This is a genomic window from Pontibacter sp. 13R65 (genome assembly GCF_047525655.1).
Classification (GTDB): Bacteria; Bacteroidota; Bacteroidia; order Cytophagales; family Hymenobacteraceae; genus Pontibacter.
Map to the genome: position 1 here is coordinate 394238 of NZ_JBLIQL010000004.1, position 25479 is coordinate 419716.

22 protein-coding genes and 2 pseudogenes are annotated in these 25479 nt (G+C 46.2%); 19 read left to right on the plus strand and 5 right to left on the minus strand.

The window, feature by feature from the left end:
- Positions 1–176 precede the first annotated feature (176 nt).
- The 4 genes from ACMA1I_RS07585 to ACMA1I_RS07600 form a co-directional block, all read right to left on the minus strand.
- Positions 177–1625, minus strand: a complete 1449-nt coding sequence (locus ACMA1I_RS07585) for a TolC family protein (RefSeq protein WP_337067695.1) — start codon at positions 1623–1625, stop codon at positions 177–179.
- A gap of 36 nt (positions 1626–1661) precedes the next feature.
- Positions 1662–4802 (minus strand): efflux RND transporter permease subunit, encoded by a 3141-nt coding sequence (locus ACMA1I_RS07590; protein ID WP_337067696.1) that lies wholly within the window; start codon positions 4800–4802, stop codon positions 1662–1664.
- Between the two features lie 249 nt (positions 4803–5051).
- On the minus strand, positions 5052–6182 hold the full coding sequence (locus tag ACMA1I_RS07595; RefSeq protein ID WP_337067697.1) for an efflux RND transporter periplasmic adaptor subunit: 1131 nt from the start codon (positions 6180–6182) through the stop codon (positions 5052–5054).
- 136 nt (positions 6183–6318) lie between these two features.
- Positions 6319–6711, minus strand: a complete 393-nt coding sequence (locus ACMA1I_RS07600) for a hypothetical protein (protein WP_337067698.1) — start codon at positions 6709–6711, stop codon at positions 6319–6321.
- A 1172-nt stretch (positions 6712–7883) separates the two neighbouring features.
- On the opposite strand from ACMA1I_RS07600, the gene ACMA1I_RS07605 reads away from it, so the two are divergent.
- Positions 7884–8957, plus strand: coding sequence for an ATP-binding protein (locus tag ACMA1I_RS07605; RefSeq protein WP_337067699.1), 1074 nt, complete (start codon positions 7884–7886; stop codon positions 8955–8957).
- A 474-nt stretch (positions 8958–9431) separates the two neighbouring features.
- Here ACMA1I_RS07605 and ACMA1I_RS07610 read toward each other — a convergent pair whose 3' ends face one another.
- Positions 9432–9581 (minus strand): hypothetical protein, encoded by a 150-nt coding sequence (locus tag ACMA1I_RS07610; RefSeq protein ID WP_337067700.1) that lies wholly within the window; start codon positions 9579–9581, stop codon positions 9432–9434.
- Between the two features lie 542 nt (positions 9582–10123).
- Between ACMA1I_RS07610 and ACMA1I_RS07615 the strand changes: the two genes are divergently transcribed.
- The 18 genes and pseudogenes from ACMA1I_RS07615 (at position 10124) to ACMA1I_RS07700 (ending at position 25382) form a co-directional block, all read left to right on the plus strand.
- A complete protein-coding gene (locus tag ACMA1I_RS07615) occupies positions 10124–10798 on the plus strand; it encodes a response regulator transcription factor (RefSeq protein WP_337067701.1) in 675 nt (224 codons plus the stop codon).
- A 46-nt stretch (positions 10799–10844) separates the two neighbouring features.
- Entirely contained in the window at positions 10845–12185 is a 1341-nt protein-coding gene (locus ACMA1I_RS07620; protein WP_337067702.1) for a HAMP domain-containing sensor histidine kinase, read from the plus strand.
- A 761-nt stretch (positions 12186–12946) separates the two neighbouring features.
- The gene (locus ACMA1I_RS07625; RefSeq protein WP_337067703.1) at positions 12947–13813 is read left to right on the plus strand and encodes a hypothetical protein; all 867 of its coding nucleotides are present in this window, start codon (positions 12947–12949) and stop codon (positions 13811–13813) included.
- A gap of 40 nt (positions 13814–13853) precedes the next feature.
- On the plus strand, positions 13854–14159 hold the full coding sequence (gene ureA / locus ACMA1I_RS07630) for an urease subunit gamma (RefSeq protein ID WP_337067704.1): 306 nt from the start codon (positions 13854–13856) through the stop codon (positions 14157–14159).
- Between the two features lie 32 nt (positions 14160–14191).
- A pseudogene (ureB, locus tag ACMA1I_RS07635) lies at positions 14192–14494 on the plus strand (urease subunit beta); the annotation flags it as partial.
- A gap of 122 nt (positions 14495–14616) precedes the next feature.
- On the plus strand, positions 14617–16452 hold the full coding sequence (gene ureC, locus ACMA1I_RS07640; RefSeq protein ID WP_337067706.1) for an urease subunit alpha: 1836 nt from the start codon (positions 14617–14619) through the stop codon (positions 16450–16452).
- Positions 16453–16512: 60 nt separating this feature from the next.
- Positions 16513–16656 (plus strand): annotated as a pseudogene (locus ACMA1I_RS07645) (urease accessory protein UreE); the annotation flags it as partial.
- A 25-nt stretch (positions 16657–16681) separates the two neighbouring features.
- Positions 16682–17107 carry an urease accessory protein UreE gene (locus tag ACMA1I_RS07650; protein WP_414703881.1) on the plus strand — a complete coding sequence of 142 codons (426 nt, stop codon included), beginning with the start codon at positions 16682–16684 and terminating at the stop codon, positions 17105–17107.
- Positions 17108–17117: 10 nt separating this feature from the next.
- Complete coding sequence (locus ACMA1I_RS07655; RefSeq protein WP_337067715.1) at positions 17118–17804, plus strand: urease accessory protein UreF; 687 nt, start codon at positions 17118–17120, stop codon at positions 17802–17804.
- A 24-nt stretch (positions 17805–17828) separates the two neighbouring features.
- Entirely contained in the window at positions 17829–18455 is a 627-nt protein-coding gene (ureG, locus tag ACMA1I_RS07660; protein WP_337067716.1) for an urease accessory protein UreG, read from the plus strand.
- Entirely contained in the window at positions 18448–19443 is a 996-nt protein-coding gene (locus tag ACMA1I_RS07665; protein WP_337067717.1) for an urease accessory protein UreD, read from the plus strand. Before ureG ends, ACMA1I_RS07665 begins: the two co-directional genes overlap by 8 nt.
- 10 nt (positions 19444–19453) lie before the next feature.
- Positions 19454–19798, plus strand: coding sequence for a hydrogenase maturation nickel metallochaperone HypA (locus tag ACMA1I_RS07670; protein ID WP_337067718.1), 345 nt, complete (start codon positions 19454–19456; stop codon positions 19796–19798).
- Between the two features lie 25 nt (positions 19799–19823).
- A complete protein-coding gene (gene hypB, locus ACMA1I_RS07675) occupies positions 19824–20543 on the plus strand; it encodes a hydrogenase nickel incorporation protein HypB (protein ID WP_337067719.1) in 720 nt (239 codons plus the stop codon).
- Positions 20544–20549: 6 nt separating this feature from the next.
- The gene (locus tag ACMA1I_RS07680; RefSeq protein WP_337067720.1) at positions 20550–21041 is read left to right on the plus strand and encodes an urease accessory protein UreE; all 492 of its coding nucleotides are present in this window, start codon (positions 20550–20552) and stop codon (positions 21039–21041) included.
- 171 nt (positions 21042–21212) lie between these two features.
- Complete coding sequence (locus ACMA1I_RS07685) at positions 21213–22247, plus strand: ABC transporter substrate-binding protein (RefSeq protein WP_337067721.1); 1035 nt, start codon at positions 21213–21215, stop codon at positions 22245–22247.
- The gene (locus tag ACMA1I_RS07690; protein ID WP_337067722.1) at positions 22244–23251 is read left to right on the plus strand and encodes an iron ABC transporter permease; all 1008 of its coding nucleotides are present in this window, start codon (positions 22244–22246) and stop codon (positions 23249–23251) included. The genes ACMA1I_RS07685 and ACMA1I_RS07690 overlap by 4 nt, the downstream gene beginning before the upstream one ends.
- Positions 23248–24015: an ABC transporter ATP-binding protein gene (locus ACMA1I_RS07695; protein WP_337067723.1), complete on the plus strand. Its 768-nt coding sequence runs from the start codon at positions 23248–23250 to the stop codon at positions 24013–24015. Before ACMA1I_RS07690 ends, ACMA1I_RS07695 begins: the two co-directional genes overlap by 4 nt.
- A gap of 143 nt (positions 24016–24158) precedes the next feature.
- Positions 24159–25382, plus strand: a complete 1224-nt coding sequence (locus tag ACMA1I_RS07700; protein ID WP_337067724.1) for a porin — start codon at positions 24159–24161, stop codon at positions 25380–25382.
- Positions 25383–25479 lie beyond the last annotated feature (97 nt).

A 25479-nucleotide genomic window follows, 5' to 3' on the forward strand; every position in this document is an offset into this window, starting at 1 on the left:
TATTTCGACCTTTTGTGGGCCTGTCGATTAGGAATTAGACAGAAATATGGTGGGGCAGACAGCTCCAGCTTGTATCAATTCCTCGCTGTTTTAAAGGCAGTAACATTTGGGACAACTGTAAAACATGAAACTCTTCTCAACCAAGCTCTATATTACTTTACTTAACCCAAACAATACTACTCTTGCCAGCCTCCACCTAAGGCACGATAAAGCCTTACAGTAGACTGAAGAATAGACTTGCGGGTATTAGTCAGATTAAGCTCAGCTTCCAGAACACTGCGTTGTGCCAGTATAATTTCGAAGTAAGTGGCGTAGCCAACAGCATAAAGGTTGTTCGATGCCCTTACCGCTTTGTGCAGCATATTTACCTCCTCCTCTTTTAGCGCGGCCACTTTCTTGTAGTTCTCGATCTCCTTTAGGCTAGTCATAACTTCCTGCACACCATTTAAGATCGAATTTTGGTAAGCCGAGAAAGCCTGTATTCTGTTCGCATCAGAGCTCTTATAGGCAGCCTGAAGGTGATTCCGGTTAAGCAGGGGAGCAGAGAGCCCGCTTAATACCCCATACGCCAGGGAAGCAGGCTGAAACAGCAGCGAAGCGTTAAAGGCATTAAAGCCAACATACGGAGATAGGGTAAGTGATGGAAGAAAAGCTGCCCGGGCCGCTTCTACATCTACTTTGGCTGCCACTAACTCTAATTCTGCCATACGGATATCAGGTCGTCTGCGCAATATTTCCGACGCGACCCCGGCACGGGCCTCCTCTGGAAGTTCCTGTTCATAAAGCGATCCTCCGCGTACGATGGGCTGCGGGAAACGCCCTAACAACCTGTTCAGCTGATTCTCTACCCCCACAATCTCCTGTTCCTTCTCCACTTTCAGACCTTTAGTATTCAGCAACTGGGCCATAAACTGCTGCACAGCAAGCTCTGTGGCCCGGCCACCTTCTTTTTGAACCTTAATCAGCTTCACCCCGATTTGCTGAAGTTCTATGTGGCGGTTTAGCGTTTCCAGCTCCATGTCGAGGGCCAGCAGGTGATAATATAGGTGCGCCACATCCGCAATTAGAGAGGTTACTACCAACTGCTTTCCTTTTTCGGAGGCCAGAAACCGCGCCATCGCTGCCTTCTTTGATTTACGGAGTTTACCCCAGAGGTCTATTTCCCAGGAACTGCGGAAACCCAGAAAGTAGTCTGGCACCAGCGGGTCTGACACTTTCTGGTCTTCGCTGATATTTTCTGAAAGATTGGTGTCATAATTACCCACGCCTGTCATGGTATATTTACCGAATCGTTCTACTCCTATAGCACCTACACCTGAAATCTGTGGCAACAACGCGCCCTGCGCCATCTGCACATTGGCTCTTGCTATTTCAATCTGCTGCGCGGCAGCCAGCATATCTGGGTTTCGTTGCAGGGCCGTGTCAATAAGGGATATCAGAATGGGATCTTTGAAAAAATCTTTCCAATGCAAGTCACTCAGGCTGGTAGATTCAGTTCCGGCACCAAAAGAAGGAAGAGCCGGAGTGGCGGGCAAAGGTGCCGGAGCGGCCACCTTGCAGGCACTCATAAATGCCGCCAGCGCCAGGCCAGCCATTAATCTATATAGAATTCTATTAAAATACATAAAGCTAAAAATCAAGATTTTGGTTTGAGAGGATAACTAGGCTGACTGTAATGTTTTTGCCTTTTTGCTGCGCCCGATAGAGGCGAACAGCACATACAGGCCTGGAATAAGCAGGATTCCGAAGATAGTTCCGAAGAGCATCCCACCTGCCGCTGCCGAGCCAATAGAACGGTTACCCATGGCGCCCGCACCAGATGCTATACACAGTGGTATCAAACCGGCAACAAAGGCCAACGAAGTCATCAGGATAGGTCTGAAACGGGAAACCGCTCCGTCTACTGCTGCCTGGAGCACCGTACGTCCCTCCTTCTGGCGCTGAATAGCAAATTCAATGATCAGGATGGCATTTTTGCCAAGCAGACCAATCAGCATCACGAGGGCAACCTGGGCGTAAATGTTGTTCTGCAGCCCCAGTAGCTGTAAGGTCAGGAAGGCACCAAATACCCCTGTAGGCAAAGACAAGATCACTGGTAAGGGCAGCAGGAAACTTTCGTATTGCGCTGCTAGCAGCAGGTAAACAAAAATAAGGCAGATAAGGAAAACATAAATTGCCTGGTCTCCGGAAAGAATCTCTTCACGGGTCATGCCAGACCACTCGTAGGTAAACCCCTTTGGCAGTGATTCTTCCGCCACGCGCTCAATGGCCTTGATGGCATCGCCACTGCTGTAACCGGCGGCGGCACTTCCATTAATCATAGCGGAGGTATACATGTTGTACCGTGTTAACTGTTCAGGGCCATATACCCGTTCCAAACTTACAAACGATGAAAAAGCTACCATCTCACCCCATTCGTTCTTAACATACATTTTCAATACATCGTCAGGTTTTGTTCTGTACCCGGGCGATGCCTGCACCATCACTTTGTACATCTGGCCAAACCGAATAAAGTTGGAGGCATAATAGCTTCCCATCAGTGTTTGGAGGGTACCCATTGCATTGTCTATCGTCACGCCATTTTTGGCGGCCATGTCTTTGTCAACATGAATCATGTATTGCGGGAAGCTCGGGTCGAAGTTGGTAAATGCGGTGCTCACCTCGGGCGCCTCCTGCATAGCCTCTATAAAGTTGTTGGTCGCCTCGGCTGTCTCTGCCAGGGTTGCCGTTTTGTCTCTTGCCAGCACCCGTAACTCAAAGCCGCTCGAGTTTCCAAAGCCAGGTACGGTTGGAGGAGGGAAGTATTCGATGCTGGCATCATTTAAGTTAGCAGTCTGTTTCTCCAACTCCGCAATAATGGCTTCCACAGACGCGGTACGGTCATCCCAGGCTTTCAGGTTAATCATGCCCATGCCATAAGAGGCGCCTGCAGCATCTGTCAGGAGGCTGAAGCCGGCGAGTGTAGATACATTCTCCACGGCATCTATTTTCTGTGCCGCTTCCTGAATTTTGTCGAGCACGAACTCGGTTCGCTCCACGGTAGCCCCGGGAGGTGTGGTTACGTTCACGTAGATCATGCCCTGGTCCTCTGTTGGGATAAAGCCTGTTGGAAGCACCTTGGTAATGCCCCAAGTGCCAACCAGGAATAGGACCAGAAGGCCTAGGGTAACGGCTCTGCGGCCCGCCATACGACTGATAATACCCTTGTATGAACCTTCGACCGCATTGTAGCCGCTGTTAAATTTGCCAAAGAACTTTTGCAGCAAACTTTTCTTTTTATGGTTTGTGTGCGTGTTCTTCAACATGATGGCGCAAAGCGCTGGGGTTAGCGTAAGGGCATTTATACCCGAAATCACAATGGCAATGGCCAGCGTAAGGGAGAACTGCCGGTAAAATACGCCTACTGGTCCGTCCATCATGGCAACGGGAACGAACACCGCCGACATCACTAGCGTAATAGCCACAATGGCCCCACTTATCTCTCCCATAGCTTCCAAGGTGGCCTCTCTGGCTGGCATGAGTTTCTCATGCATTTTGGTATGCACGGCCTCCACTACCACAATGGCATTATCAACCACAATACCAATGGCAAGCACCATTGCGAACAAGGTGAGAAGGTTGATGGAGAAGCCGAACAGCTGCATAAAAAAGAAAGTGCCTACCAGCGATACCGGAACCGCCAGTACCGGAATCAGGGTAGAGCGGAAATCTTGCAGGAAAATAAATACCACGATGGACACAAGCAGGAACGCTTCTATCAGTGTCCAGAGCACCTCTTCCATAGAGGCATCCAGGAAGCGGGACACATCGTAGGCAATGTTGTATTTCATGCTGGGCGGGAAGGAGGCTTCTTTCAGTTCCGCCATTTTCAGTTTCACGTTCTCGATCACCTCTTTGGCGTTGGAGCCGGGGCGTTGCTTGATCATGATGGAGGCGGAAGGTCGTCCGTCTGTCTTGGAAATCATGCCATAGTCCATGGAGCCGAACTCAATGTCGGCCACGTCTTTCAGGCGGATCACAGAACCAGAGCCATCTTGGTTAGAGCGGATAACGATCTCTTCGTATTGCGATGGCTCGAACAACTTTCCAGTGAACCGTAGCACGTACTGGAGCATCTGCGAGGAGCCGCCAGAGCTCTCTCCGGCTTTGCCGGGGGCAGCTTCCACGTTTTGAGCCCGTATGGCGTTAATCACATCGTCGGGCGATACCTCGTAGGCTACCAGCCGATCCGGCTTCAGCCATACCCGCATCGAGTATTCACGAGACCCCATAATTTCGCAGAAACCCACGCCGTCGATCCGCTTTAACTCCTGCAGCACGTTAATATCGGTGAAATTGTATACAAACTTTTCGTCTGCATTTGGGTCATCGCTCATCAGGTTCAGGTACAGCAGCATGCTGTTCACTTCTTTTTCAGTGGTTACGCCAGCCTTGATCACCTCTTCAGGCAGCTCGTCCAGTACAGTCGTTACCCGGTTCTGCACGTTAACTGCCGCCAAATCGGGGTCTGTACCTACCTCAAAGAATACTTGAATAAGTGTAACGCCATTGTTGCTCGATACTGACGACATATAAGTCATGCCGGGTACACCGTTTATGGCTCGCTCCAGGGGAGTGGCCACAGCATTGGTGCAGACTTCGGCGTTAGCGCCAGTGTACTTAGCTGTAACAGTAACGGAAGGTGGCACAATTTCGGGGAATTGTGTAACCGGCAATTGGATGATTGCCAGTATGCCCAGAAGGACAAAAAATAAGGAGATGACCAGTGAAAGAACCGGCCTTTGTATAAATATTTTTAACATGAAACCTTAGGTTGTATTTCCCTGCTGCCCAGATAGGAGCAGGGCGGCTTGTTCTGACTTTATTTAAATGTTTAAACACCATCTCTTGCAGACTCTTCTCTCTACCGGACCAGAGGGGCATGCCTCTGAAGCCTCTGCCGTAGATGAGCAGCAGAGCACCGGGCATACCTTTCTAGAAACCTGCCGGAAAAAGGCGGTGACAAGTAGATTATGTAATAGGAGCGCGTTTATGCTTCGGATGAGGAAGATTTACCCAGGGTTTGCAACAAGGAGGCTATCCATCTGAACAAGCTCAGGCTCAATGCTGATTCCTTCTCTAAGCGAGCGCACGCCTTCGTAAACCACGCTTTCTCCTTCTTTCAGACCAGACGCCACAATGTAGAAATGGGATAGCCTGGCTTGCGGCTCGAAATTCCTGATCCTGACTTGGTTGTTTTTATCAAGAACATACACAAAATTCTTGTCCTGAATTTCAAATGTGGCCTTTTGTGGGACCAGCAGGGCGTCGTCTACTGCGCTTGAAAGTCTTACTTTACCGCTGGAGTGGTGCTTGAGCAGTTTTTGAGGGTTTGGGAAGGATGCTCTGAATGCAATAGAGGCTGTGTTAGGTTCGAATACACCTTCCATCGTTTCAATTTCACCCATAAGCGGATAGGGAGTGCCATCAGCTAATATTAGCTGTACTTGGCTGCTCCTGTTATCGGAGCCATTCTGCAGCGCTTTCGCATAAGTAAGGTATTCTTTCTCCGAAACCTCGAAATAAGCATAAACAGTCTGCAGGTCCGATAAGGTAGTGAGCAGGGTGCCTTCGCTAATAAGGCTTCCGGCTTTTAGCGGAATACGATCAATGATACCTGAAAAAGGGGCTTTGATGAACGTATAAGAGAGCCGGGTGGCGGCGTTGTCTTGAGCCGACCGGGCTTCTTCGATTCTGGCTGTTGCTGCTCTGTGTCTGGCTTTGACAACTTCCAGCTCAGACTTTGAGATTACGGCACTGTCTACAAGCAGGCGCACCCGCTTAACTTCTAGTTCTGCAGCGAGCGCCTCGGCTACCGCATTGTTATAATTAGCTTTTGCTTTAGTCAACTCAGCTTCGTACTCGGCCGAGTTTACCCTGAAAAGTGGTTGGCCTTTCTTCACCTCCTGCCCTTCGTCTACATATACCTGTTCCAAAAAACCATCTACTCTGGCACGAATTTCTACGTGCTTTTTTGCTTGAATGTCAGATACATAGTCGTTCTGTAATGTGGTGTCTTTTGTGATAAGTTTTGTAACAGGTAAAGCAGGAGTTTCTTTTGATGGAGTTTCAGTCTGGCCCTGAGCGGTGCAGCCTAAGGTAAATAAACTAACTGCCACCAAATATATATTAGTGAGGTTCATATCTTAACTTGAATAATTTTAAGGAATAGGCAATAGAAATCCGAGGCACTTCTTCACAAAGCAAACAAAAGTTTACACTGCACAAAAGTACCTGATAAATAGAAGGGATGTCGCTAGGACGAAGAGGGGGGAGAAATCAAAAAGGCGTTAGTCGGAAAAGGTAGCCATGGTACTCCGACAGCAGGAAGCCCATAGGTTTATAAGCAAGGGGTATGCTTGCCTTAGAAATAAAATGTTGAAGAGAGGCGGCATAAACCTGTTTGAGGAGAGGCTCGGGCAATAGTTTTACTGTCCTGGTCTTGCCGACTCTGCCCAGATCTTTTTTGGGCAATTCTTCAATAAAATCGAGATACTCCTCGAACATTAGCTCCAGTGGCGAAGCGTCATCTTCTTCTTGATGAGCAATAGCACCCGAAACGAAGGCAGGCTGTGAATAGTGAAAAGCCGAGTTAACAAAGTGCTTCGCGGGTAGGAATGCCTGAATGATGAATAATGATAATATCAGCCAGTTAAACCTTTGCCAGAACATCGGAAAATGTATGAGAATTAGATAGGTTGTATTGTGAATCCCTCAAAACTAATAAAATTGAGGTACAGAATCAATAACAGGTTGCGTCTTATGTCTAAATTAATAAAAAGTTAATTATGGTTTCTATGCCATCGGTATCCTTAACTTACTGTGAAATCAGAGATTATACACATAAACGGGAGAATGATATTCATGGCTTATTACCATTTTATACTTGACATGATTAATTTTCATATAGAACCAAAATGGAATTTTATAAAAGAACCAAGTTGAACGAATCACAGCTTATCTTCGCTATCTTACGCTCCTCCGCTGTGGATCGTGGATGGCCGGCTGGGTACCTACGAGCGTGTACATCGCCTCTTGCGTAGTCTGGGGCGTGTCTCACGCTTCCGACTCAGGGCAATTGCCCTTCTCTTTCTCAGCAGTTTGTAACGGGGCTACCGATGGTTTTTATTAAAAATTGCTCTAGGTACACGCTTATAGAGGAGACAAGAGATAAACTGTCTATTAGCTGTTGCGGTTATTAGCGGGCTTAAGTCACTGTAATATGTCAACGAACAGGATCAACGCCAGCACGATAATTGCCCCCACGAAAAGGAGCACCCCTTTTTTCATGTCACTCATACCCTTCTTCTTGCCCATGGTGTCGGACTCATTTTACTGTTCTTAAGACGCTTTTACTTTCACTGTTTACGTAAACCATAAGTGGATGATTCAACCGGCAGCTTACCACCTTGGTCCACAGGTAATGGCAAATCTGGCGCTTCCGTTGCTAGAATTGGAGGAGAAATAAGGAGGCAGTTGTTTAGACAAGCCGAGTGAATTGTGGAGACGTATACGCTATTAGTTATCAACTTGCCCCCTTACGTTCTTCTGGAGTGCTTTGCGTTGATTTACGCTATAGTATCAATAGTGGTACTTAACAGTGATTCAGACCTGCGCTTACCCCAGGCGGTCCCAATCGCCTTCACTTTATCACAGCAGGTAAATCACAAGCAAAAGAATGCTGCCACTGTAGTAGTGGGGTACCTATATGCTTACCTGTTTTGGTCATTATCATAACAAACTCGCTTTGAATAGTTACTTATTCAAAATTAGAGTGCATAACTCTACTGTATTGGTACCTTTACAAAATTAAATAGATAACAGGCATTATTCAGGCATTATAAATGGGAGATCCATCTAACAAGAAAGGTAAACTCGAAAAGCTTATTGAGCTGAACGATGAACTCGAGAACTACTTCAACAATACAATCATCCCACAACTATTTGTGGATGCTGACATGATCCTGCGAAAATTCACACCTGCCGCCATGAAGCACTTCAAGCTTTCAGCCGGCGATGTAAGCAGGCACATAGAAGAGTTGTCCAGCAACATCCGCTTCCCGACCATCGTCGAGAACATCACAGAGGTGATTGAGAGCAGCAAGGATTTAGAGAAGGAGATCCAGACAACCGATAAGGTATGGTATCAGATGAACATCCTGCCCTACATCGTAAAAAAGGAAAACAGGACAAACGGTGTCATTATCACCTTTATCGATATCAACGACCGTATCCAGATCCTGAAAGGGTACGAGAAGCTAAACAGGAACTACGAGAACATCATCCATTCCCTCTCCCACGACATTAAAGGGCCACTCTCCAACATAGAGGGCTTGATCAGAATACTAAGAGAGACACCAAAAAGTGAAGAGGACAACAGGCTGATCATCGATATGTTGAGCGAATCTGTGGTCAACCTGCGTAGAACTGTGGAAGAACTGGCTGACATTGAGAATGACACGGAGTTTGCCAAAGCGCCTGAGCGCGTGAACTTTGAAAATGTGATCGAAGACGCCAAGCTGGCCCTAAGGGATAAGATAGCGGAGACCCAGGCAACGATCAGCACTCAGATCAGGGAAGCGGAGATCAGCTTCTCCCGAAAGAAGGTAAGGAGCATCCTCTACAATTTGCTCTCAAATGCCATTAAGTATAGAAAGCCGGCTGTCGAACCAGAGATTACCATTACAACAGAGAAGGCAGGGGAGTACATCCTGCTGAAAGTCTGTGACAATGGTGTGGGCATAGCGGAAGACCAGCAACAGGCCATCTTTAACCGCTACACCAGGCTGCATGACAATGTGGAGGGCACCGGTGTCGGTTTGTTCATCGTCAAAGGCATGGTAGAGGACATGGGCGGCACGATTGAGGTGGAGAGCAAGGTGGGGGAAGGGACAACTTTTACAGTATACTTCAGATAGCTGGGATTGGCTGTATGAAAGGCGGTGCATCATTATAGGCCGTAGCTATGATCACAGACAGTGCCTTTTATTTGACTTAGTCTTACGTTGCTTTGGCTGGCAATAGGCGGTTACGGGGTATAGAGTACTCTGCAGAGGGCCCTTGAAAAGAAAAGCCACCGACCACCCTATCAAACCAACTGTAGCTAATCTAAAACTTTAAAATTCAACTTGATTAAAAGTGAGAAATAAAGGTGGCTGCATTGACTCCTTCTTTATCAGAATACCTCAACTTAATTTTAATACGATATTGCTGCCATAGTGTAATGCAATTATATAAACAGCATCAGGCCTGGATGCCTAAGCTTAAATCTGTATCTAGATGTGCCAGCTTCTTTAGAGAAGAAGAGGTCGAAATAGGCAACAGCTGGTATAGCACCCACTCGAGTTTTTCATCTGTCATTTCTCCTTCCTTTATCTAGAAGACAATTTCCTTTACTGGTGAGGAGGTTGGTAAGTGTGGTGGCAACTTCCCTGTATTCCTTTGTGGTGAGCTTTCGCGCCCACTCCGAATATCCTTGGCTTCTGGTCCACCATTAGGTGCAGGTAGGTATTATCGGATCCGGGCAATAACCTTGTTTCCATACGGCTTCGCGCTGTAACAGAAAAAGCAGATGAAAGAATGCGCTAAATCACGAATAATTGAACTTTAACTATATCAAAAATTAGCAATAAACAAGCAAGCTACTATATATACATGTTAGCCGTGCTGTACTCTATTCCTGGTCAACACTTTTCAGGACGAGTCACCCTTTGGTTTTTTACTTTTCCATTGCTACTTCCTGTATTGCTCAAGGGAACCTGTTATCTTAGTGCAACTGTTGCAGCTAGAAATTGTTTTCTTCATCCTTTGCATTAGTGAGTAATGTAGGAGGACCTCCGTTTATTAGTTCTGAAGAACGCAAATCTAGGTTTCAACAATCACACGCTGCGGAATCAGATAACAATCATGCTTCTTCATTTATAGCGCACTAGATAAAACCGCTAACACTACATACTGAAGACGGTTAAACCTGATTGCGATATGAATTTGATTGGTAAATAATTGGTAGTAAAAGAGTGCCTATAATGAAGCATATCAAGTGGTTCCAGATGGGGAATTGATGTCAGCTTATTGTTACAAGACTATGAAGGTATTATTACTAGAAGACGAACCCAAGGTAGTTTCTCTTATAAAACGAGGACTCGAAGGAGAGGGATTTGAGTTTACAGTGGCAATGGATGGGTTTACAGCTTTGAAAATAGCTGGGTTGAATGAGTTCGATTTAATCATACTCGATATAATGGTGCCTGGCTTAAGTGGTCTGGAGGTTTGTAAAAGTATAAGAGATGCAGACCCCAATACACCAATCCTGATACTGTCTGCACTTGGCACTACAGAAGACATTATTGCCGGCTTTGACAATTTAGCTGATGACTACATGGTAAAGCCGTTTAACTTGGCCGAATTACGAGTTCGAATGCAAAGTCTGATAAGGAGATCAAACAGAGATCTTACGCAACAGAACGTGGCCACACTTTCTGATCTGAGTGTGAATTTTGACACTATGGAAGTGACACGGAACAATAAGATAATTTCACTTACTGTGACAGAGTTTAAGTTATTGGAGTATCTAATTAAAAACAAGCGGAGGGTACTACCTCGGCTGGATATCCTGGAAAATGTTTGGGGAACTGATTTTGATATGGGAACCAATGTGGTGGATGTATATATTAACTATCTCCGAAAGAAGATTGACAAGGACTTTACTCCCCGTCTGATTCATACAGTAGTTGGTATAGGGTATGTGATGAGAGGATAGAAGCATGAGATTACAGTATTCGCTGATCATATTATTTACAGGTCTCATGGCCCTTATTCTGTTAGGTATCAATCTGGTGATGTACTCCATGTCTTCGGGATACAGGCAGCATAACTTTTTTCTAAGCTTAGAGAATAGCTCCACCATTGTGGCCAGTGCCGTTTTACAAAAGGAAAAAGCGGATGACTATTATGCTGTCAAGAACAGCATTTTTCAACATTTGGTAGACGAGGAAGAATACATTCTTCGTATTGGGCAGGACAAGAATAATATCGATTTCCCAGCCTCTCTGCCACTTCATGAATCATTTTATTTGGAGGCGATAAACCATGGCAGAGCACGGTATTATAACAATGGTGTGCACTATGTTGGATTGTTCAAGAAGCATGTTGCCGGAGAAGACGATATACTGGTTATTTCCTCTGCCCGGGATGTTGAGGGCGACGCCTACCGCAAAAGGCTAAAAACGACACTGGCGCTTGCCTTCTTGGCAGCAGTGGTTGTGATGACAATCACAACGATTTTCTTTTCGAAAAGATTATTTGGTCCTATGGTCAAGATCATGAAGAAGGTAAACAGCATTAATGCTTTTAACCTGAACGATAGGCTTGAAAAAGAACATAGTCTGGATGAGATCAGCGAACTCCAGGATACCCTAAATGAAATGCTACAGCGTATTGAAACAGCCTTTCAGTCGCAACAGGATTATGTCAGCAATATCTCTCATTCCCTTCGCACCCCGCTTACTATTATAGCAGGTGAGGCAGAAATAGCACTCTCACAGTTGCAGCAGGGCCATAAGGCTGCTTATTCGTTGCAGATGATCATGCAGGAGACTGAAAAGCTCAAGCATATTATTAACATTCTGTTAGAATTGGCTAGGTCTGAACAGAATATGCAGGCTAATGGATGGAGCGTTCTGAGGATGGATGAACTACTGGAATCTGTGAAAGAAGTCATTTACAAAATGGATTCTAGTTATAAGCTTAAGCTTGACTATAGTAATTTTCCAGAAAATGATGCAATGCTCTATATTAATTGTAATGTGCATCTTCTAACTTTAGCTATTTGCAATATCATCCTGAACGGGTTTAAATATTCAGACAACCAGGATGTGAAATTAAAGCTTATCGCAGCGGGTAACGAGATCAAGCTATTGGTAACAGACTCTGGTATTGGGATAGATCCATCCGAGCAGGATAAAATTTTTGACCCTTATTACCGAGGCTCTAACACCTCCAACTATGAAGGATTTGGCGTTGGATTGCCACTGGCCATGAAAATCATAAAAATGCATAAAGGTGCCATTCTGGTGAATTCCATAGTAGGGCAAGGTACTACTATGGAGGTCGTACTGCCGTCCCTTTATGCTGAGCAACTTGTTTGAGTTTTACTACATCCTCTTGCGGCGCTTGCTTTTGAAGTTATTCTGTACCTACAAATTCCTTATTCCTATTAATTAACTCAAGCTACAATTTATCCACGATGCAGCCATGGAGGTTTGTCAGAAAGGAAAATTGGCCAAGGTTTAACATCAATTTTCTGTAAATAGCGTCACAATAGCGATTTATTGTATTGTTGAAGAGTATATACAGGGGGCGGGTTGAAAGCCTGCTGCCAAGCGCAAACTCTCGAAGGCCAGCTGATCACCTACGCCTTCGTCGTCGCCTCCTGCTTTGCGGTAGCATGACCACGGTCAGAAACTACACGCACAGCCACCACTCCTTAGGCCTTCCTACTTATATTGATCCTCTGCCTTTTTGCCTACACACTCGGCAAATGCATCTAAATTGCAACTTAATATAGCCTGATTAATCATCCGAAATTTCTATTTTAATAGGGCATCCATATTCTATGCTCAATCAATTCTTTCTTCGAGGTTTCTCCGTGTGCTCGGTTACTATTTGAATACAATAAGGCTTATCCTATGCGCTGAAGGTATCAACTCTCTAATTCTATTCTAATTTCTTTCTTAAACCAGCTTAATAGGCTGTGGCTATCTTGCAAATGTATATAAGTTAAACTCCCCTATAACCTTTTATAGCTAAGGCAAGTAAACTTTATTAAGTCCATATGGATATAGGTAAAATAGAATTGATGTTTAACCGTCTAGGAGTAATCTTATTTCTAACTACAATTTGCCTGGCATTGGCAAAGCCTCTCCGTGCGCAGTATGCTGAGAACTACCATAGCGGCTTACACATCAATATTGAGGACAGAGAAGATTACTACATCCAGTTCATTCTTTGGGACCAGAAAGGGGAGAACGTTTCGGAAAATAATCCTGGGGCGCTTATTTATGAACATCCCCAAAGCACCAGCTTTGATGTAAGCGTGCTGCGGATGCTGGCTATGGCACAGTTATCACCTCGGTTCCTCATTATGACGCAAATTGGAATCAACAGCCAAACTTTGATTGGGGGTGAAGCTGCCGGTATAGGAACATGCCTGGGGCAGAAGCGGGTGTTTAATATTGGTGCGGGCTTATATACACAGGCCGTCAGTACATTAAGCTTCCAGAACGGAGCCTATAAACTGCATAATATTGCCTTATTTTCTGGAGATGTGTTCATTAATATGCCTTTCAGCTTTGGCTCCAGGGGTATGGCCTTTACAGCTTACAATGCAGTATCCCATTACGACTTTGGACCTAATTACCTCATCCATTCCGGCACTAGGAACCTTGGTGCGGCTAACCCGGAGTACCAGGGAGAAAGACCTATATCCGAGCCCGGTAATGCGCGCCCTATGTTGGGCTCTTGTTCCATGTACTATGGGCAGACCGGAATGCTACTACCTCGCTTAGGCGACAGAGATAAAGTGCGGCTGCAGCCGTCTTTTGATTATACCAGAAAGAACCTGAATGCGCTAGCCACGGGGGGCAACTATTGGGACTTCGAAGCCTATCTATTAGTCCAGGAGCACAATGCCAAAATAAGCTTCCAGTCCTCGCTAAGGTCAAATTATATAGGAACAGATAGGGTTGACGGGCAGATGGGTGAGTTTATCGTTTAGTTTCAGATGTTTTTGTAAAAACCTACTAATAACCAAGTATATGCATTTAAATCCGATTGAACACGAAAAACTATTGCTGCATCTGGCAGGTGAGCTTGCTGCTAAGCGGCTTAAGCGGGGCGTGAAGCTAAACTACCCTGAATCCGTTGCCTACATCTGTGGCATTTTGATGGAAGAAGCCCGTGATGGGAAAAAGACGGTGGCGCAGCTAATGGAAGAGGGTACTAAGCTTCTGAAAAAGAATCAGGTTATGGAAGGTGTACCCGATATGTTGCACTACGTGCAGGTGGAGGCAACATTCCCGGATGGAGTAAAGCTGATCACGGTTGACCACCCTATACGCTAAAATATGTTAAGAACAACTAAAACATTTATACTATGAAACCGGGTGAATATATACTGCAAAAGGGCGAGATAAAGGCTAATGATAAGCGCAAAACAGTGCGTGTAACCGTGGCCAATACCGGAGACCGACCAATTCAGGTTGGTTCCCATTACCATTTTTTTGAGGCCAACAGGGCACTTGATTTTGATCGGGCTGCTGCCTTTGGTATGCGCCTCAACATTCCGGCAAGTACCGCGGTGCGCTTTGAGCCTGGCGAGAAAAAATCAGTGTACCTAGTGGAGTTTGGGGGCAACAAAGTAATCAGTGGTTTCAACAACTTGACAGAAGGAGATGTGTCGAAGAAGAGTGTGCGGGAAGCTGCTATTCAGAAAGCGCAGAAGCAAGGATTTAAAGGGGCTGGAGGCGCTGCGGCTCCGGCCAAAAGAAATAGAAAATAACATCATTTAATCAGGAAACCATGTCAAATTGGAATAGACGCGAATGGATAAAAGTGGTAGGACTTTCTACTGCCGGGCTTTCACTACTTGGCTTCAATGCATTAGGAAGCGATTCTTCTTCGGTGAAATATGTGGATGGTGAGTTATACATTCCACGAGATCGTTACGCTGCCCTCTTTGGACCTACCACAGGTGATAAAGTTCGTCTGGCAGATACAGAGCTCTTCATACAGATTGAAAAAGATTTCAACGTTTACGGGGACGAAAACAAGTTCGGTGGCGGTAAGACAGTACGAGACGGCATGGGCCAGTCTACCTCAGCCGGACAGGACGATGTGCTTGATCTGGTGCTCCTAAACGCCATCATTATCGACCACTGGGGTATTGTAAAGGCCGATATCGGTATCAAGAACGGTAAGATTGTAGGTATAGGCAAGGCTGGTAACCCGGATACCCAACAAGGAGTAACGAAAGGTATGATTATTGGCGCAGCCACTGAGGTGCAGGCTTGTGCTGGTAAGATAGTAACGGCAGGCGCCATAGATGCCCACATCCACTTTATTGCGCCGCAGCAAGTAGAGGTAGCGCTGTACAGTGGTGTTACGACCATGATCGGCGGTGGTACTGGTCCTTCTGACGGTACGCTCGCCACTACCGTGACGCCGGGCAAGTTTTGGATGGAACGCATGTTTGAAGCCTCAGAATCTACCCCTATGAATTTTGGATTCCTGGGCAAGGGCAATACTTCTACCTTTAAAACAGCAGCACAACCTATAGAAGCCGGTGCCCTGGGTCTGAAACTGCATGAAGACTGGGGTACTACTCCATCTACTATCGATATAGCCTTGCAGGTGGCAGACAAATATGATGTGCAGGTGGCTATCCACTCAGACACACTAAACGAAGCAGGCTTCCTTGAAGACTCTGTAAAGGCTATTAACGGAAGGGTAATCCATACTTACCACACAGAGGGTGCAGGTGGTGGACACGCTCCGGATATTATTAAAATTGCCATGTATCCTAATGTGTTGCCGTCTTCTACTAACCCAACCAAGCCGTATACCATCAACACAGTAGATGAACACTTAGATATGCTGATGTCGGTGCACCACCTGGATAAGAGCATTCCGGAAGATGTAGCCTTCGCTGACTCCCGCATCAGGCCATCTACCATCGCCGCCGAAGACATCCTGCAGGATATGGGCGTTTTCAGTATGATGTCTTCTGACAGCCAGGCCATGGGCCGCATCGGAGAGACAATACTTCGTACATGGCAGACGGCTCATAAGATGAAAGTGCAGCGTGGACCACTACCAGAAGATAAAGCCTCCGGGGCAGATAACCTGCGGGTGAAGCGTTACATCTCCAAATATACTATCAACCCAGCTAAGACGCATGGAGTGGCTGATTATGTGGGTTCAATAGAAGTAGGTAAATACGCTGACCTGGTGTTGTGGGACCCGGGGTTGTTTGGTGTGAAGCCTGAGATTATTTTCAAAAACGGAGTAGCTGTGGGAGCTCGTATGGGTGATCCGAATGGCTCTATTTCCTTACCGCAGCCCGTTATTTACCGCCCTATGTGGGGTTACTATGGTAAATCTATCCAGACTAGTGGTTTCAACTTTGTGTCTCAAATATCACTTGAGAATGGCAGCATAAACAAACTGGGACTGGGCAAAGGGTTTTTACCTGTGAAAGGTTGCCGAAAATTAACTAAGAAAGACATGGTGCATAATAACGCAATGCCAAAGATTGAGGTTAATCCGGAAACGTACGCGGTAACGGCCAATGGCGAGTTGCTCACTTGTGAGCCATTGAGTGTTGTGCCAATGGCGCAGCGCTACTTCCTGTTCTAAATCTGTAAATAATAGTGCTGCCGGACGGGCTAGACCATGCCGGCAGCCTTTTATCACCCTATGTTACTAATAGAGAAGGTAATCGGTAACCTATCAAATCAATCGATAAATAACCTTTCGATTGATTTTTTGGACCTGGATTGGTATGATACAGGCAAAACCACTTTGCGGAAGCGAACAAGGGCGGGGCAGGAGATAGGTATACGCAAAGACTCGACACCCCTGGAAGATGGCGACATTCTGCACATGGACGGGGAACGGGCGGTTGCTGTTAACATACTTCCCTGCGAGTGCATCGTGTTTNCAGGAGATAGGTATACGCAAAGACTCGACACCCCTGGAAGATGGCGACATTCTGCACATGGACGGGGAACGGGCGGTTGCTGTTAACATACTTCCCTGCGAGTGCATCGTGTTTAAACCAGACAGCTTTAAGGACATGAGTACTATCTGCTTCGAGATTGGAAACAAGCATATTCCTATTTTCATTAATGAGGCAGCCGAGGTGCTGGTGGAGTTCGAGAACCCATTATACAGACTTTTGGAACGCTCCGGCTATGAGCCGAGGAGGGAGGTACGCAAGCTCTTAAAAACACATGCACTGCGGGTGCGCAGGCATGGAAACAATTATACCAGAAAAATAACCATTAAATAAAGAGACAGCTATGCAGCCATTGTTAACCCTCCTGCAGATCAACGACTCTATGTTCCCGATTGGAAGCTTTACTCACTCCTACGGATTGGAGTCTTACGTGAGTCAGGGGATTGTGAAAGATACGCCTTCAGCTACTGTGTATGCAAAAAACATGCTGCGTTATAGCATTTACTATAACGATGCAGCCTTTCTGCAGAAAGCATGGGCCTTGCTAGAGGCCAAGAAGCCAGCGCGGGAAATGCAGAAACTGGACGAACTAATTACAGCGCTCAAGGCTCCTGCCGAAATAAGAGATGCCAGCAAAAAACTGGCCGTACGTTTTCTGAAGCTGACACAGGAACTGCACCCGGACAAAAAATGCAGTAACTATCTGACCAAAATCCGGGAGGGAAAGTTGCATGGACACTACGTAGTAGCTTTTGCTATGTATGCGCATGCCAGCAACATTACCTTAAAAGATGCGCTGCTTGCCTTTTACTATAACACGCTCAATGGCATTGTAACGAACTGCGCCAAACTGGTGCCTATTGGCCAGGGTGATGCGCAGAAGATCCTCTTCGATCTGCAGCCAACCATTAAGCAGCTTGTGGATGAGCAGGAAAGCATGGAGGAGGAGATGATAGGGCTCTGTTGCATTGGCCAGGAAATTCGATGTATGCAACACGAAAAGCAATATTCAAGAATATACATTTCATAAAGAAACCACGTAATCAGATACTTTATGTCAAAAAAACATGTAAGAATAGGGGTGGCTGGTCCAGTAGGATCAGGAAAAACGGCTTTGATTGAAAGGCTGACCCGTAAGATGAGTGAAGAGTACAGCATCTGTGTTGTAACCAACGACGTGTACACCCGCGAAGATGCTGAGTTTTTGACAAAAAATTCCTGCCTGCCTGCCGACCGCATTATGGGCGTAGAGACAGGTGGCTGTCCTCATACTGCCATTCGCGAAGACGCCTCAATGAACATTGAGGCCGTGGAAGAGCTGGTGGAGCGTCACCCTGACACAGAAATTGTTTTTGTGGAGAGTGGCGGGGATAACTTGTCGGCCACGTTCAGTCCTGACTTGGCCGATGTAACCATCTTTGTGATTGATGTGGCGGAGGGCGACAAAATGCCTCGCAAAGGAGGCCCGGGCATTACCCGCTCCGATTTGCTCATCATCAACAAAACTGACCTGGCCCCCTATGTTAACGCTGACCTCGATATGATGGACCGTGACTCGAAGAGAATGCGTGGGGAACGTCCGTTCATTTTCACCAACTTGATGAAGCTGGAAGGCCTAGATAAGGTGATAAACTGGATTAAAACCTATGCTTTACTAGAAAAAACAGAGGCGCATGCTTAGTACCATCAAGATCAACGCGGAGAGAGAAGGGAAGCTGACACTGCTGAAAGAGAGTCGCCATAATGCACCCTATAAGGTAATCCATTATGGCTCCCGGCATCTGCACGAGCATCTGGAAATGATCATGATGAGTTCTTCTCCGGGGATAATGGATGGGGATGTTATTGATATCGAGGTGAATGTGCATGAGGGAGCGCAGATGAAGCTTTTCACGCAGTCGTTCAACAGGCTACATCCCATGGAGAAAGGGGCGGTGCAGCGAACGAATGTGCAGGTAAAGAAGAACGGCATATATAAGTTTATACCGCACCCGATCACACCTTTTGCCAATTCTATATTCAAAACAGTCAATGAAATTCATCTGGATGAGCGTGCCACACTGATTTGGGGCGACATTATTGCGTCGGGGCGGGTGCACTCAGGAGAATCATTTAAATTTACGCGCCTGCACAGTGTCACAAAAGTATTTTGCAACAAGAAACTCGTGCTGTTTGATAACCAACTGATAGAGCCTGGCCATCAGCCTTTCAACTCCATCCTGTTCTATGAGCGCTATACCCATCAGGCTACCATGATCTATGTATCACCTTTTGCGGCAGAATTAAAGGCTGAACTGGACGAGATTCTGACAACCCAATACGAGGAGATTACATTTGGCTTTACCCAGTGCGCTCCTAACGCAGTCATGATCAGGGCTATGGGGCAGGAGGGTGTGATGCTATACGACTGGCTGAGCGCGATGGGGCAGCTGTGTTGGGAGTTTACGATACACAAGCAGGAACTGGAACAGTCTGAAACAGAAGCAGAGCAGATGTCGGATCAGAAACTCGTAGAGGAAGAGCATATTGCTAAAAAGCAAACAAAGAGGGTGAAAAAAGGAGAAACAGCCAAAGGTGCGACTAAGAAAGCGGCCATTGCTCCTGAAGCATCAGCTGAAGAAGTTTTGGAAGAAGTACTTGCAGTAGCTGAGGCGGTGCCAGAGAAGTAAAGGAATAAATATGCACGAGATCTCGATTGTACGAAACGTCTTTGAAACGCTGCAGGAAACTTATCCTGATAAGTTTGAGCGCATAACCAAAGTGCAGATAGAGGCGGGATTGCTCAGCAATATACAGCCTATCCTGATTCAAAACGCCTTTGAGGCGTTGATTATGGAAGAACCGAAGCTGGCAGACATTGAACTAGAAGTGCTGTTGCTGCCCATTGTCGCTCACTGTAATGCCTGTGACAAAGATTTTGAAGTGAAGCGACACAAGTTTATGTGTGACTGTGGTACCCCTTCCAAGAACATTGTGCAGGGAGAAGAGTTGCAAATCAGCCGGATTGAATTTTTAGAGAATTAAATACTAGACATAAAAGACAGAAAATATGAGTACATCATCCATGCCTAAAAGCAATAGAATGCCTGTAGGTTCTGTACAGTGTGACAACACTACCCTGAACCTGTTAAAGGCTAATGATTTTGTAGCGAAGGCAATTAGAGATAGACTGCCTGAGGTGCTGGTTATAAACGTATGTTCCTCCCCGGGAAGCGGGAAGACCACACTGATGCAGGAAACCGGAAAACGTCTGAGCGACAAGCTGAACATGGCCGTGCTGGTGGGCGACCCGGAAACCGATCGCGATGCCGTGCGCATGAAGGAGGTAGGCATTAACGCACTTCAGATCGTAACGGGTGGCATGTGTCACATCGAGGCCCAGATGATTCTGCAGGCACTGGATCATATAGACTTGGCTGGTGTAGACCTGCTCTTCATAGAAAATGTCGGGAACCTGGTTTGCCCGGCTGCCTTCGATTTGGGTGAGGATATCCGGGTAACAGTGCTGGCGGCCACCGAAGGCGATGATAAGCCTAAGAAATATCCACGTATGTTCCTAACCAGCGAACTGATGGTAGTATCCAAGGCAGACCTGCTGCCATACGTGCCGTTCTCCGTAGAAGCCGTCACGCAGGATGCCAGAGAAGTAAACCCAACTATTGAGGTAATAGCCATCAGCAGCCTGAAAGGTGACGGCATGGATGACTGGTGCAACTGGCTATTGGCTAAAGTAGAAGAAAAGAAAAAAGCCAAACTGGCAACAGTTTAATGCTGCATGGCTAAAGAGTTGTCGATGCTGACGGAGCCCATTGTCGTGACGCAGGCACTTCCTAAAAAGCAGGTGCTAAAGCTGAATGGTCGCACATGTGACTATTTTGAAATAGAATGGTACGAGGCCTTCAAGTCTAGAATAAAAAAGAAGACACAGGGAGGAGTAGAGGTCCTGATTGATAAGTCGCATAGGAGCGCACTTGATGATGGAGATCTGCTCTATCTGTCGGTAGAGCGGGCCATCCTGTTAAAGATAAAACCATGTGATTGCGTGGTATTACGCCCCCGAAGCCTGCAGGAAGTGGGCACCATCTGTTTCGAGATAGGCAATAAACATGTGCCGATTTTTATAACAGATGAGCACGAGGTATGTGTTGCGTATGATGCACCGCTGTATCAGTTGTTATTGAGCGGTGGCTTTATAACTGAAATTGAGGAGCGGGTGCTGCACCCTTCACAGATGGTCAAGGCCTATGGTAACACGCGACAGAAGTAGGAGAAGACCATTTTCAATTGCATTAGAGAGTTACATTCTAAAAACTGAAAGCAGACTGTTCCCTGTGCATCGGCAGGAATAGTCTGCCTTTTGATATTTTATAATTAGACATAAATTACTGTTCCGCACGATGGTCTTAAGAAGAAGCACACAACGGTTTTTGAAGAACGTATGAAGTATTGGAGAGGAAAGACGGCTAGCCGTATGGTAATGGCCCTGAGTGCGTGCCTGTTTTTTTTAAATGCTTGCAATAGCAAAAACGGCGAAACAATGGTAGCCGATGGCGCTATTGTGGTAAAGGATATACGGAATAAGGAGATACGGCTAAAAGAGCCGGCAAAACGAGTAATTGTACTGTATCAGGGTGCCTTAGATGGTATATATATGCTCAATGCAGAGCATACTGTGGTAGGTATACAGAACAACATCTATTCGAATCCCGAAACATTTAAGTATTTTAGTAAACTGGATCCACGCATCGCCAGGAAAGAACTATCAGCTCCGGGCAACTGGGAAACATCCACTAATATTGAAAGCGTGCTGGCCCTCAAGCCTGATCTGGTAATTATCGCTTCCGGCCAAACCGACGCTATTCGCTTGTTGGAGAGTTTAGGTATAAATGTGTTTGCAGTGTCACCGCAAAACAATGAGCAATTGTTTGAAGAAATAGAGAACATCGGCAAATTGACAGGTACACATGAGCGGGCAGTTGAATTGCTAAGCTATACTCGTGGCAAGTTGGACGAGATAAAGGAGGCGACGAAGGACATCGGGCAAAAAAAGTCGGTGTACTATGCCTGGTCCGGTGGTAGAATATACTCTACCTCGGGCAAGAACAGCCGCATGAATGAATGCTTCCAACTGGCAGGTGTGCAAAACGCCTGCACCTTTGAGCTGGACCAGCCCAACATCAACCCTGAAACACTGATCGGTTGGGATCCTGACCTGATTCTGCTTTGGAGCACAGACCCACAGGTACTATATGACAAGAAAGAGCTGTCTGTTTTAACGGCTGTCCGGAACAAGAACGTGCATGTGTTGAATCCTCCATTCTTTTACGACCCGCACACCCTCAAGATAATGTATGCTGCCATAGAGCTGCATAACATCTGTTACGGCAGCGAAGAGAACTTTAACCTCGAAGAGAACAGAAGGGATATTATGACGAACCTGTATGGTGCCAAAGCTAGTGCGCTACTCGAATGAGAAAAATTCTGACAGCCTCTCTGATTTATGGCTTGCCTATACCGCTCTTGCTGTATTCTCTGACGGTTGGCCCATCGCAGGGCCTGGTGTTTATGGACTATTGGGACTGGGGTAAGGCTGCGCTGGCTGGCAACATCAACGAGAGTTCGAATAAGGTTTTCATGCTCAATAACATCATCGAGAATGTGCGCCTGCCAAGGGTTTTGCTCACCTTTATCATCGGAGCCGGCCTGGCTGCCTCCGGGGGAGCTTTGCAGGGTATCTTCCGGAATCCGCTCGTGGACCCATACGTGTTAGGTATTTCCTCAGGGTCGGCTTTCGGAGCGGCACTGGCCATTGCCTTTCCGTTCTTCCATATCAACGTAACAGCCTTTGTACTGGGAGTGGTTTCAGTTATCCTGACCTATTCCTTTGCCTTTAGCAACAACAAGTCTTCCATTGTAGCGGTCATCCTTTCAGGTATGATTGTGTCTGGCATATTTACAGCATCCCTCACTGTGGTGCAGTACATGAGCGACCCCTATAAACTACAGGCTATTGTGCAATGGACTATGGGTAACCTGCACCATGCCTCCTGGGACAAGGTAAACACGGCCGCTCTGCCAGTAGGCGTAGGCATAGTGGGCATGTACCTGATGCGTTGGCGGCTTAACCTGCTTGCCTTAGGTGAACAGGAGGCAAAAGCGGTGGGCGTAAATCCTACTGCGGATAAGATGATGCTGGTAGGCCTGGCGACCCTTACTACTTCTACGTCGGTGGCGGCGGCTGGTGTCATCAGCATGTATGGCCTGTTTATACCGCATCTCACCCGCATGATGGTGGGGCCAGATAACCGAAAGTCGATGCCGGCTAACATCTTCTTTGGCGGGTCATTCCTTGTTATTATAGATAACTTCTCCCGCTCACTCATGGATTTTGAGATTCCAATAGGCATTTTTACCATGTTATTAGGGGCTCCTTTCTTCCTCTTCTTAATGAAAAAAAATAAAATTAACTGGGTATGACAGAAGCGGCATTAGAAGTAACCAACCTCAGTTTTGGGTATGGCCATACTCCGATACTGGAGCAAGTGAACGTAGTATTCCCGGCCAACAGCTTTTCCGTGTTATTAGGGCGGAACGGGAGCGGCAAGTCTACGCTCTTCAACATCATGGCAGGCCTGCAGAAGTACCAGCATGGTTCTGTGAAATTGATAGGGAAAGAGCGAAGCAAGTTGTCTTTCTCAGATTGCGCCAGCGTGCTTGGCTTCTTGCCTCAGTTCCACAAGTCGGTATTTCCCTTCCAGGTAAAGGATGTCGTGCTTACGGGCAGAGCTGCTTTTTCTGCCTTCAGCCCCAAAAAGAGCGACAGGGAAAAAGTTGAGCAGGCTATTGAGGAGTTGGGCATCAGTCACCTGGCCAATAGGCCCTATACCGAGCTATCGGGTGGTGAGCAGCAGTTAGTTATGATTGCGCGGGTACTGGTGCAGAACCCCCGCATTATTTTACTCGACGAACCTACCAACCACCTCGACATCTATTACCAGACCTATGTGCTGGAGAAGCTTAAAAACTTAACAGAAAACAACCTGACGGTTATCGCTATTATGCACGACCCGAACATGGCTTTTCTGTATGCCGACCATTGCTACTTTATGAAAGACCGGACAGTTGTTACGCCAACAAATGAGCTCGATTACCACGCCAGTGCCTTTCTGGAATATGTATATGACGTGCGCTTTACAACAGTTATGGTGAACGACAAACTAATGGTCGTGCCCGGAAGATAAAAATTTCTTATTAAGTATTTGGTGAACAGATAATAGCGCATGTAAGTGCGGTGTCGCTGCCGCTTGTTCTATAGAATTTAAAAAGAACAGGTGGCAAGTGCAATATATCAAGCAGGAGTATCCATATAAAATCATAGCGTATTATGAATAAATGTCAACTATTTTTCGCTTCTCTACTACTTGTAACCCAGGCCGCATTTGCCCAAAATGCCACATACGACCAAAGTACCGCAGATAGCGCAAGTACAAGTGAAGCAGTTGTTAGTGAGAGATTTTCAGGAAACGGGTTATCGAGTTTAAGCGAAAAGATAGATATAAATTTTCTGCTTCGGAGCTCTTTGGAGCTTCCAAGTGGTTCATCTAATCAAGCTTCTGTTAGGTTAAATGAAGCACGCTTCGAGGTGAGGGGAACTATTACACCAGACCTTAGCTATCGGGTAAGATACAGGCTAAACAGAAGCTCTGCTCATAATAGTTTGGATAATGCTCCAGGCTCAATTGACCATGCCAATGTAATGTATCGTTTTGGCAATGAGAAGAAATGGCACCTGACTGTTGGAAAACAGTCAGCGAGTGTGGGGAGCTGGGAGTTTGACAAAAATCCTACTTTCGAGTACCAGTATACAGAGTTTGTGAACAGGCAGCTGAACCTTTTTTTACTGGCTATGAAGCTGGGCTACGACATCACAGAAAACCATACCTTTCAACTGCAGTTGCACAATACCTTCAACAACGATTTTAACGGAACGTTTAACGCGATAAGCTATGATAAAAATGGATTAAGACCATCAAAGACGCCTCTAGGTCTATACGTTGCGTGGCTGGGAAACATGTTCGATAAAAGATGGCAGACCTTTTACAGCTACAATGTCTCCCAGTTTGCCGCAGGTAAGACAGATTTTGCGGTATCAATCGGCAACCAGGTGGTGCTTAATAGGTTTAGTGGCTATCTCGATTTACAGAGCGCTAATATGGCCGTCGACTATCCCAATATAGGGTCGTCCGCTGCCAACAAAATTAGGGCATCTTCACCAGCATTTGCACCCACCTTTATGCAAGATATTAATTATAAAACGGCTGTACTCAGAGCAGATTATGAGTTTGTGCCAAAGTGGTTTCTGACTGCGAAGGGCTTCTACGAGACAGCTAGTCACCGAGCGGATAACGGCTTCGGTAATAATTTCAGAAAGAACATTGGCTATTTAGCAGGCTTGGAATACAAGCCTATTGCAAGCCAGGATATGCGATTGTTTACTTATTACTACTACAACACCACCCGATACAGTAATGCTATGGCTGAGGTGAACGCGAATCAAGAGCTGCACCTCTTCTCTGTTGGGATACTCTATTTTGTGAATGCCCTTTAGTTTGAACCGTGCGCCCATATAGCAGATGGATTTCACATGCCGCAGTTGCTGTAACCACCATTAACGCAGCTGCGAATTTTTCTTAGCTAACCTAGGA

Bases quoted from the DNA above. Each gene is read 5' to 3' on its own strand.
- ACMA1I_RS07585 (WP_337067695.1), bottom strand. From the start codon at position 1,625: ATGTATTTTAATAGAATTCTATATAGATTAATGGCTGGCCTGGCGCTG.
- ACMA1I_RS07590 (WP_337067696.1), bottom strand. From the start codon at position 4,802: ATGTTAAAAATATTTATACAAAGGCCGGTTCTTTCACTGGTCATCTCC.
- ACMA1I_RS07595 (WP_337067697.1), bottom strand. From the start codon at position 6,182: ATGAACCTCACTAATATATATTTGGTGGCAGTTAGTTTATTTACCTTA.
- ACMA1I_RS07600 (WP_337067698.1), bottom strand. From the start codon at position 6,711: ATGTTCTGGCAAAGGTTTAACTGGCTGATATTATCATTATTCATCATT.
- ACMA1I_RS07605 (WP_337067699.1), top strand. From the start codon at position 7,884: ATGGGAGATCCATCTAACAAGAAAGGTAAACTCGAAAAGCTTATTGAG.
- ACMA1I_RS07610 (WP_337067700.1), bottom strand. From the start codon at position 9,581: ATGGAAACAAGGTTATTGCCCGGATCCGATAATACCTACCTGCACCTA.
- ACMA1I_RS07615 (WP_337067701.1), top strand. From the start codon at position 10,124: ATGAAGGTATTATTACTAGAAGACGAACCCAAGGTAGTTTCTCTTATA.
- ACMA1I_RS07620 (WP_337067702.1), top strand. From the start codon at position 10,845: ATGGCCCTTATTCTGTTAGGTATCAATCTGGTGATGTACTCCATGTCT.
- ureA (WP_337067704.1), top strand. From the start codon at position 13,854: ATGCATTTAAATCCGATTGAACACGAAAAACTATTGCTGCATCTGGCA.
- ureC (WP_337067706.1), top strand. From the start codon at position 14,617: ATGTCAAATTGGAATAGACGCGAATGGATAAAAGTGGTAGGACTTTCT.
- ACMA1I_RS07655 (WP_337067715.1), top strand. From the start codon at position 17,118: ATGCAGCCATTGTTAACCCTCCTGCAGATCAACGACTCTATGTTCCCG.
- ureG (WP_337067716.1), top strand. From the start codon at position 17,829: ATGTCAAAAAAACATGTAAGAATAGGGGTGGCTGGTCCAGTAGGATCA.
- ACMA1I_RS07665 (WP_337067717.1), top strand. From the start codon at position 18,448: ATGCTTAGTACCATCAAGATCAACGCGGAGAGAGAAGGGAAGCTGACA.
- ACMA1I_RS07670 (WP_337067718.1), top strand. From the start codon at position 19,454: ATGCACGAGATCTCGATTGTACGAAACGTCTTTGAAACGCTGCAGGAA.
- hypB (WP_337067719.1), top strand. From the start codon at position 19,824: ATGAGTACATCATCCATGCCTAAAAGCAATAGAATGCCTGTAGGTTCT.
- ACMA1I_RS07680 (WP_337067720.1), top strand. From the start codon at position 20,550: ATGGCTAAAGAGTTGTCGATGCTGACGGAGCCCATTGTCGTGACGCAG.
- ACMA1I_RS07685 (WP_337067721.1), top strand. From the start codon at position 21,213: ATGAAGTATTGGAGAGGAAAGACGGCTAGCCGTATGGTAATGGCCCTG.
- ACMA1I_RS07690 (WP_337067722.1), top strand. From the start codon at position 22,244: ATGAGAAAAATTCTGACAGCCTCTCTGATTTATGGCTTGCCTATACCG.
- ACMA1I_RS07695 (WP_337067723.1), top strand. From the start codon at position 23,248: ATGACAGAAGCGGCATTAGAAGTAACCAACCTCAGTTTTGGGTATGGC.
- ACMA1I_RS07700 (WP_337067724.1), top strand. From the start codon at position 24,159: ATGAATAAATGTCAACTATTTTTCGCTTCTCTACTACTTGTAACCCAG.